Genomic DNA, 15579 nt, shown 5'->3' with positions numbered 1-15579 from the left:
TGTCTGGCAATGTCGATGTCATTGAAACTGCATGGGAAATCACGCCATTTCGACATCTTCGTGCGCCTCGTGATCTCGCGGATTGCGCGTAGTGGTTTGATTTTTTGTAGGAATTTGTCTGACTTTGATGCCGATCGCAGCACGATTTTTCGTAAAGAGGCCCTTGAGCTTTCAGGGATTGTGTGCTGCAATTGAATCGTCGTTCCGTTTCCGTTGGCTTAACCGATCCATGCTCGCTTCTACGTACTTCTTCGACGTCCTGTCGGCTTCCGCTGTAGCGGTAGTAGTACGCGTAGTAAGCGTAGGTGCTTGCGCGCCGTAGCAGGGGTCCTAGGGTCAACAGGATTTCAACCCCGCCGGCGTGCAGCTGGCGGGGTTTTTTCTTTGCGGAACCGCAAATCCCAGTCAGCAGGCAGCCGGGTCATCTCACAGGAGAGACCTCATGGAAATGACTGGCGCACAATTGCTGGTCCGTCTGCTCGAAGCTCAGGGCGTCGATACGATCGCCGGTATTCCCGGCGGGGCGGCGCTGCCGCTCTACGATGCGCTGGCTTCCGCCGGCACCATCCGTCATGTGCTGGCAAGGCATGAGCAGGGTGCGGGCTTTATCGCACAGGGCATGGCCCGCGCAACTGGTAAGCCAGGCGTCTGCCTTGCTTCCAGTGGTCCGGGGGCGACCAATCTTGTGACGGCAATCGCCGATGCCAAGCTCGATTCAATCCCTTTGGTCTGCATCACCGGGCAAGTGCCGCTCTCGATGATCGGTACCGATGCGTTTCAGGAAGTCGATACCTATGGTCTGTCGATTCCGGTAACGAAGCACAACTACCTCGTTCGGCGCGCCGAGGACTTGCCTCAGGTGATCAGCGACGCGTTCCGGATTGCACAGTCGGGGCGCCCGGGCCCAGTGTGGGTGGATGTGCCGAAGGATGTGCAGACGCAGCGCGTTGATGCGCCGGCGCTCACGGCTTGCGCGCTCGACCGACCGCCGGAGGTGAGTGAAGAGGCCGTGCTGCGGGCCGCGGAGATGATCAACCGCGCCGAGCGTCCGGTGCTGTATCTCGGCGGCGGCGTGATCGCCTCGGGCGCGTCGCACTTGGCTACGACACTGGCTGAACAGGCGGGCCTGCCAACCACGATGACGCTGATGGCGCTGGGCGCAATGCCGGTTGATCATCCATTGTCGGTCGGCATGCTCGGCATGCACGGCGCTCGCTACACCAACTATGTGCTGCAGGAAGCGGACTTGCTGATCTGTGTTGGCGCTCGCTTCGACGACCGGGCGATTGGCAAGGCGGCGCAGTTCTGCCCCGACGCCAAAATCATTCACGTTGATATCGACGCCTCCGAGATCGACAAGATCAAGACGGCGCATATCGGCATCCAGGGCGACGTCGCGGCGGTGCTGGAGCGCCTCTTGCCCCATGTTCAGGTCCAGTTGCGCAAGAAATGGCTGTCGCGGGTGAATAGCCTGCGCTCAGCGCATCCGCTGCAAATGCCGGGGCTCGACGACCCGCGCAGTCATTACGGCCTTGTCAGTGCCGTGGCGGCCTGCCTCGATGATGAGGCCATCATCACGACTGACGTCGGGCAGCATCAGATGTGGGTGGCGCAGGCTTACCCGTTCAGAAGGCCACGGCAGTGGCTGACATCCGGCGGCCTTGGCACGATGGGCTTTGGCTTGCCAGCCGCGATCGGCGCGGCGCTCGCCGAGCCGGGGCGGAAAGTTGTCTGCTTCTCCGGCGACGGAAGCCTGCAAATGAACATTCAGGAAATGGCGACGGCGGCGGACGAGGGCGTTGATGTGAAGATCATCCTGATGAACAACCAGTCACTTGGCTTGGTACATCAGCAGCAAGACATGTTCTACGGCCAGCGGATCTTTGCCGCGGACTACAAGCGGCCGACCGACTTCATCCGCATTGCGCAGGGCTTCGGGCTGGAAGCCGTGGATCTGGATCGCAGTGCGCATCCGCGCGCGACGTTGGCCGAGGCGCTGGCGTCTAAGGGGCCGATGCTGATTCACTGCTCGATCGATGTGAATCAGAAGGTTTTCCCGATGGTCCCTCCGGGGGCCGCCAATATCGAAATGATCGGTGGGTGAGCCATGAGTGAAATGAACAATGCGGCGGTGGCCGCTGCGCAGAAGAAGGCCGTGCTTGAGTTGGCGGTGCGCAATCATCCTGGGGTGATGACGCATGTTTGCGGGCTGTTCGCGCGTCGGGCCTTCAACGTAGAGGGCATTCTGTGCATGCCAGTCGGCGATGGGGCAGAGAGCCGGATCTGGCTGTTGGTCCATGACGACGCGCGTTTGGCGCAAATGACGCTACAAGTCGAAAAGCTTGAAGATGTGCTGGATGTGCGGCGGCATGGCGCCGACCACGCCGTGTTCGAGCGTCTCGAAGCCTTCTTTCAGTGAAATCGGCCCGACGCCGCCACCGTTGCGAGGGGGGATGCGTCGCCCAGCGAGGCGGCGCCAGGGGAGGTGCTAAACTCGCGCCTCCCCAGCGAGTCTATAAATACCCATCGATATGTCCGGCAGCACACTAGGCACTCTCTTCACGGTTACCTCCTTTGGCGAATCGCACGGGCCTGCAATCGGCTGTGTGGTCGATGGCTGCCCGCCCGGACTTGAGCTGAGCGAGGCGGATATTCAGGCTGAGCTGGATCGGCGCAAGCCGGGTACCTCGCGCCACGTTACCCAGCGCAAGGAGCCGGATTCGGTCGAGATTCTCTCCGGCGTGTTCGAAGGCAAGACCACGGGCCATCCCATCGCGTTGTTGATCCGTAACACGGATCAGCGAAGCCAGGACTATTCGAAGATTTCGCAGACATTTCGCCCTGGCCATGCCGACTACACCTACTGGCACAAGTACGGCATCCGCGACTACCGTGGCGGTGGGCGCTCATCTGCCCGCGAAACTGCGGTTCGCGTGGCCGCCGGCGCCATTGCGAAGAAGTGGCTGCGCGAGCGTTACGGCATCGTGATTCGCGGATTCATGGGCCAGCTTGGTGAGATTCGCATCCCCTTCAAGGGCTGGGAACATGTGTCGGAGAACGCCTTTTTCGCCGCAAACGACGAGATCGTCCCGCGCCTTGAGGCCTACATGGATGAAATCCGTGCTGACCGCGACTCCATAGGTGCCCGTATCGATGTGATCGCCAGTGGTGTGCCGGTTGGTTGGGGGGAGCCGGTTTATGACCGCCTCGACGCCGACATCGCTTACGCGATGATGAGCATCAATGCCGTAAAGGGGGTTGAAATCGGCGACGGATTTGACGTGGTTGCGCAGCGGGGCACGGTGCATGGTGACGAGCTGACGCCGGACGGTTTTTTGTCCAACCACGCTGGCGGGGTTTTGGGGGGCGTATCGAGCGGACAGGATGTTCGCGTTTCGATCGCGATCAAACCGACCTCGTCGCTTCCTCAGAACCGTCGCTCGATCGATCTCGCAGGCGCGCCGACCGAAATGATGACCACTGGACGTCACGATCCGTGCGTTGGTATTCGGGCCACCCCGGTTGCCGAGGCGATGTTGGCGCTCGTGCTGGTTGATCACGCGCTGCGCCACCGCGCACAGAACGCCGATGTCCAGGTCGCGACGCCGCGTATCGCCGGCCTGGCGCCTGCGGGGCATCAGGATGTTCCTGGCCCCAAGGGCTGATCGCACGGTTCCGTCCCGGAGGCCCTGAGATGGCGATTTCCTTGGCTCGCGCTGTCCCGGTCTGGTTGTTGTGCGGCATCGCTGTGGCCTGTGCGACCGTGCAGACCACAGCGCCCGGCACGGTGGGCGTGGATCGTAAGCAGACCGTGTCGCCACTGGTTAATCGCGATGCGCTGAACAAACAGGCGGCGTCGCAATATCGCCAGGTCGTCAACACGGCCGAGCAGAAGAAGGCGCTCAACGTTGATCATGTGCAAACGGAGCGCGTACGCCGGATTGCGGCCCGGCTCACGCCGACTGTGGCGGCGTTCCGACCCGATGCTGTTGGCTGGCATTGGGAGGTCAACGTCCTGACCTCGAAAGAGGTCAACGCTTGGTGTATGCCGGGCGGCAAGATCGCCGTGTACTCCGGGCTGATCGACCAACTCAAGATTACCGACGATGAGTTGGCCGCCGTGATGGGGCACGAAATTGCGCATGCCCTGCGAGAACATGCCTGGGAGCGCGCTTCGCAGGCCATGAATGCCCAGATTGGACTCACGGTTATCGGTATCGCGCTTGGCGCGAGCGGTTCCACGATGGACATGGCCGGCATGGCCTATCAGGCGATGTTCGCGCTGCCGAATTCCCGCGAACAGGAAACCGAGGCCGACCGCATCGGCGTTGAGCTGGCGGCGCGCGCTGGCTACGACCCTCGCGCGGCAATTTCGCTGTGGGACAAAATGGGGCGTCTTGCCGGCAACTCGCAACCGCAGTGGCTGTCTACCCACCCATCACAGGCGTCGCGCCAAAAGGACCTGGCCGTGTACTCGGCCAAGGTGATGCCCCTCTATGAGCAGGCAACCGAACGGCGCTGATCGGCGCCCAACGATTTCGGTATCTGCTGGCTGCGCCGACGGACCGTCGCCACGTATGCCTACCTGGCGATGAGATGCAGCGAGGCGTTGCAATGATGTTTTGTTGCGCCGCCGCATGGCGGGCTGGTCAGCATGAACCTGCTGTGAAATAATTAAAGATTGCGTTTTTGTTGCGGTTTTTGGCTCATGGCACTGCACACGCTTTACGAAAAACTCTGGAACAGTCATGTCGTCCACGTCGAGGACGACGGTACGGCATTGATCTATATCGATCGCCATCTCGTGCATGAGGTGACCAGCCCGCAGGCCTTTGAGGGGCTCAAGCTGGCTGGTCGTAAAGCGTGGCGGGTTGGCTCGATCGTCGCGACCGCGGATCACAACACCCCGACCAACGACTGGGCGAGCGGGATCAAGGATCCGATCTCACGCCTTCAGGTTGAAACGCTGGACGCGAATATTCGCGCAGTTGGCGCCAAAGCCTACTTCCCGTTCAAGGATGCTCGCCAAGGCATCGTGCACGTGATCGGGCCGGAGAACGGCGCCACGCTGCCGGGGATGACGGTCGTTTGCGGCGATTCGCACACGTCGACCCACGGTGCATTCGCTTGCCTGGCACATGGCATCGGCACGTCGGAAGTCGAGCATGTGATGGCGACGCAGTGCCTGCTGCAGAAGAAATCGAGAACCCTGCTGATCAAGGTCGATGGGCCGCTGGGTAAGGGCGTCTCGGCCAAAGATATCGTGCTTCACGTCATCGGCCGAATTGGCACTGCAGGTGGTACCGGCTACGCCATGGAATTCGGCGGTTCGACCATCCGTGCGCTGTCGATGGAAGGGCGGATGACGTTGTGCAACATGGCGATCGAGGCGGGCGCACGCGCCGGTCTGGTCGGCGTTGATGACGTCACGATTGAATACTTGCGTGGCCGTGATTTCGCCCCGAAGGGGGATCACTGGGATCAGGCCGTGGCGTACTGGCGCACACTGGTGTCAGACCACGGCGCTCAGTTCGACCGCGTCGTCGAGATCGATGCGCGGCAGATTCAGCCGCAAGTCACCTGGGGCACGTCTCCCGAGATGGTGACCACGATCGACGGCCTGGTGCCCGATCCGGAGAAGGAAACCGATCCGGTGCGCCGCGAGGGTTACGGCCGCGCGCTGCAATACATGGGTTTGACGCCACGTATGCCGATCACCTCCATCGCGATCGACAAGGTTTTCATCGGGTCCTGCACGAACTCGCGTATCGAAGATCTGCGTGAGGCCGCAGCGGTTGCACGCGGCAGACGCATCGCAGACAACGTCAAGCTTGCGCTGGTCGTGCCGGGCTCGGGTTTGGTGAAGCGTCAGGCTGAAGCGGAAGGGCTCGACAAGATCTTCAAGGCGGCCGGCTTTGAATGGCGTGAGCCGGGTTGTTCGATGTGTCTCGCGATGAACGCGGACCGGCTGGAGCCGGGTGAGCGGTGCGCATCCACGTCCAATCGCAACTTCGAAGGTCGTCAAGGGCCGGGTGGGCGTACTCACTTGGTGAGCCCGGCCATGGCCGCGGCGGCGGCAATTGCTGGTCGCTTCGTCGACGTCCGCGAAATTCTCTGATTCGGCAAGGAGAATGGATATGAAAATTCTGCGTATTTTCGTTCTCGCGTTGCTCGCAACGTCGCTCTCCGCCTGCAATACCGTGCATGGCTTTGGCAAGGATATCGAGAAGGCCGGCGAAGCCATTCAGAAGGGTTCGAGCAAGTAATGGAAAAGTTCTCCGTCCTTGATGGTCTCGTGGCGCCGATGGATCGCGCCAATGTCGATACTGACGCGATCATCCCCAAGCAGTTTCTGAAATCGATCAAACGTTCAGGCTTTGGCCCGAACCTGTTCGACGAATGGCGCTATATGGACCACGGCGAGCCCGGCATGGACAACGCCAAGCGCCCGCTAAATCCGAATTTCGTGCTGAATCAGCCGCGCTTTCAGGGTGCCCGCATCCTGCTGACGCGCGACAATTTCGGTTGCGGCTCATCGCGTGAGCATGCGCCTTGGGCGATCGAAGACTACGGTTTTCGCGCGCTGATCGGCACGAGTTTCGCCGACATCTTTTTCAATAACTGCTTCAAGAACGGCCTGCTGCCGATCAAGCTGCCGGCAGCGGAAGTCGACGCCCTGTTCGATCAGGTTAACGTGACTCCGGGTTACAAGCTTCGGATCGATCTTGATGCGCAAACGGTCACTCGGCCTGATGGCAAGGTGATTCCGTTCGACGTGGATCCGTTCCGCAAATATTGCCTGCTGAACGGTTTTGACGATATCGGCCTGACCTTGCGTCACGCCGACAAGATCCGTGAGTTCGAGGCGCGCCGTCAGGCGGAACAGCCCTGGCTCTTTACCTGAGAGATTCAATGAAAGTCTGTGTTCTGGCCGGTGACGGCATCGGCCCGGAAATCGTTGCCGAAGCGGTGCGTGTGCTTGAAGCGCTGCGCAGCGATGGTCTCAAGATCGAAATGGAGCCCGCGCTGCTGGGCGGTTGTGCGGTAGATGCGGCCGGCGTGCCGTATCCGGAGGCGACCCAGAAGCTCGCGCGCGAGGCCGATGCGGTGCTGCTGGGCGCCGTTGGCGGGCCCCAGTGGGATGCATTGCCTCGCCCGCAACGCCCGGAACGTGGCTTGCTGGGCATCCGCAAGGATCTTCAACTTTTTGCCAATCTCCGCCCGGCGATTCTCTATCCGGAGCTCGCAAACGCTTCGACGCTGAAGCCGGAAGTGGTGTCCGGTCTCGATATCCTGATCGTGCGCGAGCTCACCGGCGACATCTACTTTGGTGAGCCACGTGGGATCGAGGTGCGCGACGGTCAGCGCGTTGGCTGGAACACGATGATCTATTCCGAGGCTGAGATTCGCCGTATCGGTAAGGTCGCCTTCGAGGCGGCGCGCAAGCGCAACAAGCGTGTGTGCTCCGTCGACAAGATGAACGTGCTCGAGACGACGCAACTGTGGCGCGATGTGATGATCGAGTTGTCGGCTGATTACCCCGACGTTGAGCTCTCACACATGTTGGTCGACAACGCCGCGATGCAGTTGGTGAAGGCGCCCAAGCAGTTCGACGTCATGGTTACCGGCAACATGTTCGGCGACATCCTGTCCGACGAAGCCTCGATGTTGACGGGTTCGATCGGCATGTTGCCGTCCGCCTCTCTGGATGCGAACAACAAGGGCTTGTACGAGCCCAGCCACGGCTCGGCACCTGACATCGCCGGCAAGGGCGTGGCCAATCCGCTGGCCACCATCCTGTCGGCAGCGATGATGTTGCGCTACAGCTTCAACAATGAAGCGGCCGCACAGTGTGTGGAGAGCGCCGTCAAGAAGGTGCTCGCACAGGGCTATCGCACCGGCGATATCTGGGAAGAGGGCACGCGCCGCGTTGGCACCCGTGAGATGGGTGACGCCGTGCTGGCTGCACTCTGAGCGAAAACCGATGAACTGTTCGCGCGCCATCGTGCTCCGCAAGCCCTTGCCGAAATCGGCAGGGCTGCGCGCGACCATCATCACCATCATTACGACCACCGGGATTAAAACCATCCCGGCCTGATCCATTGTCTCCTCCGCGCACATGCTCCCTGCCCGCGGTCGAGGCAAGGGAAGCGGGCAGGGGGCATTAAGAGGAAATTCAAATGCGAGTCGGATTTGTCGGTTGGCGCGGCATGGTCGGTTCCGTGCTGATGCAGCGTATGCGTGAGGAAAAGGACTTCGAGCTGATCGAGCCGGTGTTCTTTACCACCTCCAATGTCGGCGGCAAGGGGCCGGACGTTGGGCGCGATCTGCCGCCACTCAAGGACGCCTCCAGCGTCGACGAGCTCAAGGCGATGGACGTCATCATTACCTGCCAGGGTGGTGACTACACGACCGATGTCTATCCGAAGCTGCGCGCTGCGGGCTGGAACGGCTACTGGATCGACGCCGCGTCGACGATGCGAATGGATGACGATGCCGTCATCATCCTTGATCCGGTCAATCGCAACGTTATCGATGCGGCCCTGGCAAAGGGCGTGAAGAACTACATCGGCGGCAACTGCACCAACTCCATCCTGCTGATGGGCGTTGGCGGCTTGTTCCGTGATGGCTTGGTGGAATGGGTCTCTTCGATGACCTATCAGGCTGCGAGTGGTGGCGGCGCAAATCACATGCGCGAGCTGCTCAAGGGCATGGGCGTCGTGCATGGTGCAGTGGCTGATGACCTCGCGACGCCGTCGTCCGCAATCCTGGAAATCGATCGCAAAGTTGCCAAGGCAATTCGCGAAGACGTGCCGACGGAATTCTTTGGAGCGCCTCTCGCTGGCGGACTGATTCCGTGGATCGACAAGCAGCTCGATAATGGCCAGTCGAAGGAAGAATGGAAGGGTCAAGCTGAGGTCAACAAGATCCTCGGTACCGCGAGCACGATTCCGGTCGACGGCCTGTGTGTCCGTATCGGCGCGATGCGTTGCCATAGCCTGGCGCTGACACTCAAACTCAAGAAGGATCTGCCGCTCGCCGAGATCGAATCGATCATCAAATCGGGCAACCAGTGGGTGAAGTGGGTGCCGAATGACCGTGAGGTTTCCGTCAAGGAGCTCACGCCAGCGTCGATTACCGGTGGCCTGGAGGTCGGTGTCGGTCGCGTTCGCAAGCTGAACATGGGGCCGGAATACCTCTCCGCCTTCGTAATCGGCGACCAGCTCCTGTGGGGTGCGGCCGAGCCGCTGCGCCGCATGCTGCGTATCCTGCTCGGACGCTAAGTCCTTGTCATGACGGGCGTTGCGTTCGCAACGCCCGTATCTTAAGGCTCGCCGCCCGGTGAGTTTGCCAACGGCATCAAATACTCAGAGTTAGGTTTAGCTTGCGAGGCTAAATCTATGATGTTATTTTGATAAAACCATAATAAACGCGCCTATTTCGGCATGCCCATGAAGACGACTCTCCGTGCCTCCATCATCGCGGCCGCAATCGCGGCGTTGCCATTTGGCGCTTCAGCCGCAGGTCTCGGCCGGCTGAACGTTTTCAGCGGTCTTGGTCAACCGCTTCGCGCGGAAGTCGAGGTGACCGGCACGGCGGAGGAGTTGGACTCCTTGAGTGCCAAGCTTGCGTCGCCTGAAGCTTTCCGACGGGCGAACATCGAATACGCGCCTCAGCTCAGCGCGCTGCGGCTTTCAATTGAGAAGAAGGGCGCTGGCGCGGTCGTCAAGGTTGCCAGCGATCGTCCCTTCAGCGAGCCGTTTGTCGATCTGCTGCTGGAACTCAATTGGACTGGTGGTCGGTTGATGCGCGAGTACACCTTCCTCCTCGATCCGGTGGATGAAGGCACAAAGGCCGCTGCTCCTCAGGTTTCTGCGCCGATCGCAAAACCGCTGGAGCCAGCCACCCCGGTTTCGAAACGGAAGGAAAAGGCTGAGAAGGTTGAGCGTGCGGAGCGTCCGACGAAATCGGCCGAGACCGCCCCTGCGAAACCGAAGACCGATATTCCTGGTTCGGAATACACCGTACGCAGTGGCGACTCGCTGACTTCTATTGCGGCCCGAACCAAGGCAAGCGACGTCAGCCTTGAACAGATGCTGGCTGCGCTGTATTCGGCTAACGAGTCGGCATTTCCTGGTGGTGACATCAATCGCCTGAAGACGGGTCAAATTCTGAAGGTGCCTGAATCCTCGGCAGCGAAGGAATTGTCCGCTTCCGAAGCACGTCGAATCCTGTCGGCACCATCAGCTAATTTCGGTGCTTACCGGCAGAAGGCCGCGGCAGCCGTCGCTGACAGCAAGGCCAAGGAGAGCGCGGCGCAACAATCGTCGTCGGGCAAGATTACGCCGAAGGTCGAGGACGCAGCTAAGGCGCAAGAAGCCAAGGATCAACTGAAGATCTCCAAGAGCCAGGTGTCGAAGGACGCAGGCAAGGCCGATCCGAAGTCTGCTGGCCGTATCCAGGCTCTGGAAGAGGACTTGGTCGCGCGGGAGCGTGCGCTTAAGGAAGCGACGGAACGCGTTGCCGCACTTGAAAAGAACGTCAAGGATCTTCAGAAGCTGGTCGATTTGAAGAACCAGAATCTGGCGGATCTTCAAAAACAAGCCGCTGCTGCCAAGGCTGAGCCGGCCAAGCCCGCGGCCGATAAGGCGCCTGCACCTGAAGCCGCAAAGCCTGAGCCCGTGCCAACCAAGCCCGCGGTCGAGCAGTCGGTCGCTGTTGAGTCTGTTCAGTCGGCACCGGCGGAGGCGCCCGTCGTTGCTGCCAGTGCGCCGGCCGAAGTCGCGCCTAAGCCCGCTCCGAAGCCAGTGCCGAAGAAAGTCGCACCGCCGCCACCCCCGCCGGTCGTTGAGGAGCCAGGTTTCTTCGCGTCGTTGCTGGAGAACCCGGCAGCCGTGGGTGGTCTGGCGGCTGTGCTGGGTCTGGGTGGCTTCCTCGCTTATCGCTCACGGAAGCCCAAGCGCAATGTTGGCCCCGATACCACTGCTTTGAATGCTACTCAAACGGGTACCGAGTCCGTTATTGGACCGGCGGGTGGCCAAACAGTCGATACGGGTAGCAGTGTTCTCCCGACTGATTTCAGTCAGTCCGGTCTGACGTCGATCGACGCTGATGAGGGCGTTGATCCGGTCGCGGAAGCTGACGTCTACATGGCCTATGGTCGTGACGCGCAAGCGGAAGAAATCCTGCTTGATGCACTGAAGTCCGATCCCAGCCGTACGGCTATCCACGTCAAGTTGCTGGAGATCTACTCGCAGCGCAAGAGCCTCAAGCAGTTCGAAAACATTGCGACCGATCTGTATACGCAGACCGGCGGGGTTGGCACCGACTGGGTTCGTGCGGCGGATCTCGGTACCAAGCTGGATCCGGATAATCCGCTCTATCGTTCGCTGACCAAGGTGGCAGCTACCGCGGCAGAGCCCGCGATGCTCGACGAGCTGTCCTTCGTCGAGGCTGGCAACGCAACCGTCGAAACGCCGCAGGAGTTCGAGTTTGAACCGGCTGCTGACGTTGCAGAGGAAGAGCCGGCCGCACTGGAGTTTACGCCGGCGGATCAGTCGCCCGCCGCGCCGGCCTTTGCTGCGGCGTCCCCGTCGCAAATGCAGACGACTTGGACGATGCCCGGGGAGATCGGGCAGATTACTCGCACGCTGGAAGGCGAGTCCCCTGCTGCTGCTGAGGCAGCGGCGGGTTCGTCGGATGATCTTGGTCTGGACTTCAATCTCGACATCGACATGGTGCCGGGTGAGGAGGTTGGTTCTGCTCCCGAGGCTGAGTCGCTGCCGGATCTGAGCGCGGCGGATTTCTCGGCAGCCGAAGCGAAGCTGTCCACAACAAATCTTGGCGCCTCGCCCGAACAGCCGATGACTTTGGATCTGGACGGATTTGATTCCGGCGCACCTTCGCACGACGACATCGCAGTGGCTTCCGCTGTGGCGCCGCAACATGAAGCGGTGGTTGATCTGGAAAAAACGAACTTCGAAGGTGGTCTGCTCGACTTTGATTTTGACGTCGATCGCTCGCCGCAAACGCTGGCTTCGGAAGCCCCCGCGCTTGATTTGTCTGGGATTGACCTTGATTTGCCCCCTCAGGCGGCGCCTGAGCCCATTCGTCAGTCGGATGTGGATACCCATCCGGAACTTCCGATGACAGAGGACGATCTCGAAGTTGGCGATGAAGTGAATACCAAGCTGGAGCTTGCTCGGGCCTACGAAGAGATGCGCGATTTTGAAGGCGCAAAGGAACTGCTTGAGGAAGTGATGCAGGAAGGTACCAGCGCCCAGAAGGATGCTGCCGAGGCGATGCTTGCCCGCCTGTCCTGAAAGTCGGTAGGCGCGGTTTGCGAAAGCTGGGGGCAGGCGCAGGGCTGATTGCCTTCGTTGTGGGTGTGATAACGGTGCAGCGCTTGTCTGGCGCTGCGCTTCTCGCAACAGTGTTCGTCGCCATTTGCGTGGCTGCCTGGTTGTCCGGAAAACGGTTGTGGTCGCTCATGCGACGCAGCCGTTTTCTTTTTCTGGCGCTTGCGGCTCTATACAGCTTCTTCACGCCGGGGGATCGCATGTGGGTGGTAGCGCTCGTGCCGGCGCCGACCTACGAAGGCGCCTTGTTAGCACTTGAACATTCAACAAGGCTGGCAGGTGTTCTGGCGTTCGTTTGCATGTTGGTCACAAGCTATCCGCGTGACGTGCTTGTCGGGGGGATGCTCGCATGTCTGGCGCCGCTGCGTCGCTTGCGCCTTCCGGTAGATCGGGCTGCTATGCGTATGTCGATCGTCCTTGAAATGGTGTCGGCGCCTGAGGGCTTGCCGAACTGGCGAGAGTGCTTCTCGTCGGAGGTCGATGCCGAAAGCGCGAACGAAGCGGTTGTACAGGTCCATCTTCCGGACTGGGTGCGAGCTGATGCCATGGCTTTGCTCTTGCTCACCGTGGCGGCCGAAATCATTGTGAGGATGTTCCGTTGAGGGTTGCGCTTGGTCTGGAGTACGAAGGTGGCGCGTTCTGCGGTTGGCAAACCCAGTCCAACGGGGCGTCAATTCAGGACGCAGTGGAGCGTGCCGTGTCGGTTATTGCGGATGCTCCGGTGAGGGTCCACTGCGCAGGGCGGACTGATACAGGAGTGCACGCCGCCGTGCAGGTTGTGCACTTTGATGTCGATGTGTCTCGACCCCTGACTGCGTGGGTGCGCGGCGTGAACGCGCATTTGCCTGATTCGATTTCTGTTCGCTGGTCGCGCGAGGTTGATACTCGCTTTCATGCACGCTTTTCGGCCTTGGCGCGTCACTACCGGTACTTACTTCTGAGTCGTGACATCAGACCAGCAATCGGCTGCGGTCGTTGGGGCTGGACGCATTGGGATCTCGATTTGGCGGCCATGCAGGAAGCCGCTGCGCGCCTGGTTGGGCAGCATGACTTCACGAGTTTTCGTGCAGCGGAGTGCCAGGCCGCCAGCCCGGTGCGAACGCTGACACGGGCGGCGGTGCTGGAAACGGGCCCGTTGATCGCCTTCGAGTTTTCTGCGAACGCATTTCTGCATCACATGGTCAGAAACATGGTTGGCGCCTTGGTCCAGATCGGGCGGGGCGCTAGACCACCAAGCTGGATCGATGAGTTGCTGGCAGCCAAAAACCGTTCCCTTGCTGCGCCCACGTTCTCACCCGATGGGCTCTATCTTGCCGGCGTCGATTACCCGCCAGAATTTGGGCTTCCCAATCAGGGGCGAGTGAGGAATGAAACATTTGGGGGAGGTTTTCTGTGAGCCGAACGCGTGTGAAGATTTGCGGGCTGACGCGCGAGGAAGACGTCGATGCGGCTGTTGGCGCCGGCGCTGATGCGATCGGCTTGGTCTTTTATCCGCCTAGCCCCCGGTTTGTATCGATAGAGCGCGCTAAGCAATTGAGCCGCCGGGTTCCCCCCTTCGTCTCAATCGTAGGCTTGTTCGTCAATCCGGAGTCTGCTGATGTTCGAGCGGTACTCGACGCCGTGCCGATCCATCTGCTTCAGTTCCACGGCGATGAGGACGACGGCTTCTGCAGGCAGTTCGGGCGCCCATACCTGAAGGCAGTTCGAATGAGGCCCGGGGTCGATCTGATACACTACGAAGCTTCGTTTGGGTCTGCCCAAGCGCTTCTGGTCGACGCCTTTGTGGAGGGCTTCGGCGGGGGCGGGCAGACGTTCGATTGGTCCCTGATTCCCTCTGGTTTGACGCGCCCCCTGGTCCTTTCGGGGGGGCTCTCGCCAGCCAATGTCGAAGAGGCGATTCGTCAGGTCAGGCCTGCTGCGGTCGATGTTAGCAGCGGTGTCGAGGCCGCGAAGGGCATCAAGGATGCCCGGCGGATTGCTGAGTTCATTGCAGGAGTGCGCAATGCAGATGGCTGAAGTGCCGTACAACTTCCCCGATACGCGTGGCCATTTTGGTCCCTACGGCGGGATTTTTGTCTCTGAGACTCTGATTCCGGCGCTTGCCGAGCTAAATGAAGCCTACCGCGTTGCACAAAGCGATCCGGCGTTTTTGGCTGAGTTCGATCATGAGCTGAAGCACTACGTTGGTCGTCCGAGCCCGATCTATCACGCTCGTCGCCTGTCCGACCACTGCGGCGGCGCGCAGATCCTGTTCAAGCGTGAGGATCTGAACCATACCGGTGCACACAAGGTAAACAACTGCATTGGGCAGGCCTTGCTGGCCCGGCGTATGGGCAAGCCGCGCGTCATTGCAGAGACCGGCGCAGGTCAGCACGGTGTTGCTACGGCTACCGTCGCAGCGCGCTATGGGATGGAGTGCTTCGTCTACATGGGCTCGGAAGACGTTAAGCGCCAGGCTGCCAACGTCTACCGGATGAAGCTGCTGGGTGCCACCGTGATTCCGGTGGAGTCGGGCTCAAAGACGCTTAAGGATGCGATGAACGAGGCAATGCGTGACTGGGTCACGAACGTTGCCGACACGTTCTACATTATTGGTACCGTAGCGGGCCCACACCCCTACCCGATGATGGTCCGCGACTTCCAGTCGATTATCGGCCGCGAGGCTATCGACCAGATGCAGGAAGACTTCGGACGCCAGCCGGATGCGGTCATCGCTTGCGTTGGCGGTGGTTCGAACGCGATGGGCATTTTCCATCCTTACATTCCGCATCCATCGGTGAAGCTGATCGGTGTAGAGGCCGCCGGTGATGGCATCGAAACCGGCCGTCACGCTGCGTCGCTATCGGCGGGTACCCCGGGTGTTTTGCACGGCAACCGCACCTACCTGCTGCAGGATCCGAACGGCCAGATCATCGAAACGCATTCGATTTCGGCGGGACTGGATTATCCAGGCGTTGGCCCGGAGCACGCGTGGCTCAAGGATACGACCCGCGCCGAATATGTCGGTGTTACCGATGCCGAAGCCCTGCACGCCTTCCACACGCTGTGCCGCATGGAAGGCATCATCCCGGCGCTGGAATCGTCCCATGCAATCGCCCATGCAATGCGGCTTGCGCCGACGCTGCCGAAGGAAAAGCTCCTGCTGGTGAACCTCTCGGGTCGCGGTGACAAGGATATGCATACCGTCGCCGAGAAGTCCGGCATCAAATTCTGATGCGCT

At 60.6% G+C, this 15579-nt stretch carries 14 protein-coding genes; all 14 read left to right on the top strand.

The genetic code is table 11. The annotated features are described in order from the left end of the window. The first annotated feature begins 442 nt into the window (after positions 1 to 442). The 14 genes from ilvB to trpB all read left to right on the top strand — a co-directional run bounded on the left by ilvB (position 443) and on the right by trpB (position 15573). Positions 443 to 2104 (top strand): acetolactate synthase large subunit, encoded by a 1662-nt coding sequence (gene ilvB, locus JY500_RS13015; protein WP_206252989.1) that lies wholly within the window; start codon positions 443 to 445, stop codon positions 2102 to 2104. A gap of 3 nt (positions 2105 to 2107) precedes the next feature. After that, on the top strand, positions 2108 to 2419 hold the full coding sequence (gene ilvN, locus JY500_RS13010) for an acetolactate synthase small subunit (RefSeq protein ID WP_206252987.1): 312 nt from the start codon (positions 2108 to 2110) through the stop codon (positions 2417 to 2419). A 112-nt stretch (positions 2420 to 2531) separates the two neighbouring features. Beyond that, on the top strand, positions 2532 to 3665 hold the full coding sequence (aroC, locus tag JY500_RS13005) for a chorismate synthase (RefSeq protein ID WP_206252985.1): 1134 nt from the start codon (positions 2532 to 2534) through the stop codon (positions 3663 to 3665). A 29-nt stretch (positions 3666 to 3694) separates the two neighbouring features. Then, entirely contained in the window at positions 3695 to 4522 is an 828-nt protein-coding gene (locus JY500_RS13000) for a M48 family metallopeptidase (protein WP_172198886.1), read from the top strand. Positions 4523 to 4708: 186 nt separating this feature from the next. Further along, on the top strand, positions 4709 to 6118 hold the full coding sequence (gene leuC, locus JY500_RS12995; RefSeq protein WP_206252977.1) for a 3-isopropylmalate dehydratase large subunit: 1410 nt from the start codon (positions 4709 to 4711) through the stop codon (positions 6116 to 6118). 19 nt (positions 6119 to 6137) lie between these two features. Further along, a complete protein-coding gene (locus JY500_RS12990) occupies positions 6138 to 6266 on the top strand; it encodes an entericidin A/B family lipoprotein (protein WP_172198892.1) in 129 nt (42 codons plus the stop codon). After that, positions 6266 to 6904, top strand: coding sequence for a 3-isopropylmalate dehydratase small subunit (leuD, locus tag JY500_RS12985; protein WP_206252976.1), 639 nt, complete (start codon positions 6266 to 6268; stop codon positions 6902 to 6904). The genes JY500_RS12990 and leuD overlap by 1 nt, the downstream gene beginning before the upstream one ends. Positions 6905 to 6912: 8 nt before the next feature. After that, entirely contained in the window at positions 6913 to 7974 is a 1062-nt protein-coding gene (gene leuB / locus JY500_RS12980; RefSeq protein WP_206252974.1) for a 3-isopropylmalate dehydrogenase, read from the top strand. Between the two features lie 206 nt (positions 7975 to 8180). Continuing rightward, positions 8181 to 9284 (top strand): aspartate-semialdehyde dehydrogenase, encoded by a 1104-nt coding sequence (gene asd, locus JY500_RS12975; protein ID WP_206252972.1) that lies wholly within the window; start codon positions 8181 to 8183, stop codon positions 9282 to 9284. Positions 9285 to 9452: 168 nt separating this feature from the next. Beyond that, positions 9453 to 12323, top strand: a complete 2871-nt coding sequence (locus JY500_RS12970; protein ID WP_206252970.1) for a motility hub landmark protein FimV — start codon at positions 9453 to 9455, stop codon at positions 12321 to 12323. A gap of 83 nt (positions 12324 to 12406) precedes the next feature. Beyond that, entirely contained in the window at positions 12407 to 12961 is a 555-nt protein-coding gene (locus tag JY500_RS12965; RefSeq protein ID WP_206252962.1) for an energy-coupling factor transporter transmembrane component T family protein, read from the top strand. Further along, entirely contained in the window at positions 12958 to 13755 is a 798-nt protein-coding gene (gene truA, locus JY500_RS12960) for a tRNA pseudouridine(38-40) synthase TruA (RefSeq protein ID WP_206252961.1), read from the top strand. The genes JY500_RS12965 and truA overlap by 4 nt, the downstream gene beginning before the upstream one ends. Continuing rightward, complete coding sequence (locus JY500_RS12955) at positions 13752 to 14375, top strand: phosphoribosylanthranilate isomerase (protein WP_206252959.1); 624 nt, start codon at positions 13752 to 13754, stop codon at positions 14373 to 14375. Before truA ends, JY500_RS12955 begins: the two co-directional genes overlap by 4 nt. Continuing rightward, entirely contained in the window at positions 14362 to 15573 is a 1212-nt protein-coding gene (gene trpB / locus JY500_RS12950) for a tryptophan synthase subunit beta (RefSeq protein WP_206252957.1), read from the top strand. The genes JY500_RS12955 and trpB overlap by 14 nt, the downstream gene beginning before the upstream one ends. Positions 15574 to 15579 lie beyond the last annotated feature (6 nt).

Source organism: Niveibacterium microcysteis, from assembly GCF_017161445.1.
Taxonomy (GTDB): domain Bacteria; phylum Pseudomonadota; class Gammaproteobacteria; order Burkholderiales; family Rhodocyclaceae; genus Niveibacterium; species Niveibacterium microcysteis.
The sequence above is the reverse complement of the archived record's forward strand: the minus strand, read 5'-3'. Positions and strand labels throughout refer to the sequence as shown.